The following is a 2,112-nucleotide window of genomic DNA, read 5'->3' on the forward strand; positions in this document are numbered from 1 at the left end:
GGCCTCAGCCATGGTCCTCGGACCAATGGCGTCCCATGACTTCGATCCCAAGAGATCCTTCAGAACCACGTTATCCAGCATCGCATCCGCCAGCAGGCGTTTCAGCTTCGCGTTCTCGTCCTCGAGCTGCTTCAGCCGCTTTGCATCCGACAACTCCATCCCGCCATACTTGGCCGTGAGCGTGTAGAACGTCGCGGCACTCAACCCGTGCTTCCGGCAAAGCTCGCAAGTCGTCAAACCCGCCTCCTGTTCTTTGATCATCCCGACAATCTGTTCGTCGGGGCTTACGCGGCCCCATCAGGGGCCACGGTCCCCTCCTCATCGGTGAAACGGCTTTTCCTCATGTCGTCTGCTCCTGCTCAGGTTGGGCAGACTCTACATCACAGCGAAGGATCTTCCGGGGGGCAGGTCAGAAGGCGCTTGCCCAAGCGGCGCTCAATAATATTTGCTATCGGGGCGGCGATGTTGGACATCAAGAAAAACTCGCCACCCTGCTCGCTGGAATGATGAGGTGTAATAGATATATTCAGAGGTACTGAATGTGAAATACTCGTCTGCTGCTGAAGCGAAGATTTTCGCGACAGTTCAAATGCTGCTCCCTAAACTTTGTCAGGGCCCGCTTTGGCCGCCCGGCGAAAGAGATCTATATAGGTTCGTTAAATTGAACTGGAGGGAGTACACCTCAGAAAATCTTTCGAAGGCGGAAGATTTTCCAATCGACATTCCGTTTGAGATGTACCTATTCCTTGCGGCGAAAATACTGCTATTCATAAATGAAAGGCGAGCAGCGGCTTTTGAGGAGTTCTTCGTATTCCTATTTCTTACTTTGCCGACTCGCAGAGCGCCAGATTGGGTATTGGCGGGCTGTAGACGCTGCGGTGATACGAAAAAAATCAATAACGCCATAAATTTACTGTTGAGGCTTTCAGAAGATATATTGAGTGGCGAGTGGGATTATGACGCAGAACCGAAGGATGATCTATTATCCGATCTTCAAGAATTCACAGCCTGGTTGCAATCTATATCTTTGGAGCGATAAGCCTCAAGTGTCTGCGTGTTCGCACCGGTCGAGGATTGCGCCTATGATCAGGACGGCAACCGCACTTCCTCGCATCTCTCGGCCGCCTATATTTCCAGCGACAACAACCAGATCCTGGTGGATGACAGCTACACCTATGCCTACGACGACCGCGGCAACCTCATCAGCCGCACCTCGAAGGCCACGAGCGTGGTCGAGACCTATATCTACGACAGCCAGAATCGGCTGATCGGCTATGAAAACAGCACAACTGTCGCGACCTACGCATATGATGCGCTGGATCGTCGGATTGCGAAGACCGTCGGCGGAGTGACCGAGGCTTGGGTTACGACACCGACGACCTCGGCGACAGTACGGCCAGCAATACGGCCCTCACCTTCCGCCCAGGCGTCCTGATCAAACGGTGGATCTTCGGACCGCAGGTCGACGAACCCGTAGCTTACGAGGCCTATTCCGGAACCACTGCCCCCGGCTCTGGCTCGGTGATCGAACTCCTGGCAAATCGGCTGGGGTCGATCATCACCGCCATCTCCGTATCGACCGGGGCAGTGGCGGCAGAATACGACTACCAAGCCTACGGTATCCGGACGGAATCTGCCGTCATCGACCAGCCCTACGGCTTCACGGGTCGAGAGCATGACGCGGAGAGCGGCCTGATTTATTTGCGCATGAGGACCTACGACCCGGCAGCAGAGGTGTTTCTGCAAACGGACCCGATTGAGTTCGCAGGCGGCTACTTTAATCTTTTCGCATATGTCGGCGGTGATCCAACAAATGGGTCCGACCCATCTGGAATGTTTGAATCGCTGTCTTGGCACCAAATGACGATGGGAAGCGCTGCCCTTGCAGGTGCGGCTGCGTGGACAGCTGCGAACAGCGACAGTGATAGCACACTCTTCGGATCAGTCATTGGCTTGGTCAATTCTATTTCGGCTTCGCTAAATCAAATTGTTCCCGGCGTTTGGCCGCAACCCATGTCGGATGCAGGGGTAGCTTGGTAATCCTCCCCGTTTTAACGGGGTGCAGCAGTAGACTTCAGGCAGCCATCTTCAGTTTCTGGGCGGGTGTGATGC

4 protein-coding genes are annotated in these 2,112 nt (G+C 54.6%); 3 read left to right on the forward strand and 1 reads right to left on the reverse strand.

From position 1 onward, the window contains the following. On the reverse strand, window positions 1–270 hold a 270-nt coding region (locus K1Y73_RS21800), incomplete at its 3' end, for a transposase (RefSeq protein WP_225030514.1). Window positions 271–392: 122 nt separating this feature from the next. Between K1Y73_RS21800 and K1Y73_RS22170 the strand changes: the two genes are divergently transcribed. The 3 genes from K1Y73_RS22170 (at window position 393) to K1Y73_RS21815 (ending at window position 2,040) form a co-directional block, all read left to right on the forward strand. Further along, the gene (locus K1Y73_RS22170) at window positions 393–539 is read left to right on the forward strand and encodes a hypothetical protein (protein ID WP_225030515.1); all 147 of its coding nucleotides are present in this window, start codon (window positions 393–395) and stop codon (window positions 537–539) included. Window positions 540–1,054: 515 nt separating this feature from the next. Beyond that, on the forward strand, window positions 1,055–1,435 hold the full coding sequence (locus K1Y73_RS21810; RefSeq protein WP_225030511.1) for a hypothetical protein: 381 nt from the start codon (window positions 1,055–1,057) through the stop codon (window positions 1,433–1,435). After that, on the forward strand, window positions 1,360–2,040 hold the full coding sequence (locus K1Y73_RS21815) for an RHS repeat-associated core domain-containing protein (RefSeq protein ID WP_225030513.1): 681 nt from the start codon (window positions 1,360–1,362) through the stop codon (window positions 2,038–2,040). Before K1Y73_RS21810 ends, K1Y73_RS21815 begins: the two co-directional genes overlap by 76 nt. Window positions 2,041–2,112 lie beyond the last annotated feature (72 nt).

This window comes from Xinfangfangia pollutisoli, assembly GCF_020179405.1.
Taxonomy (GTDB): Bacteria; Pseudomonadota; Alphaproteobacteria; order Rhodobacterales; family Rhodobacteraceae; genus Pseudogemmobacter; species Pseudogemmobacter pollutisoli.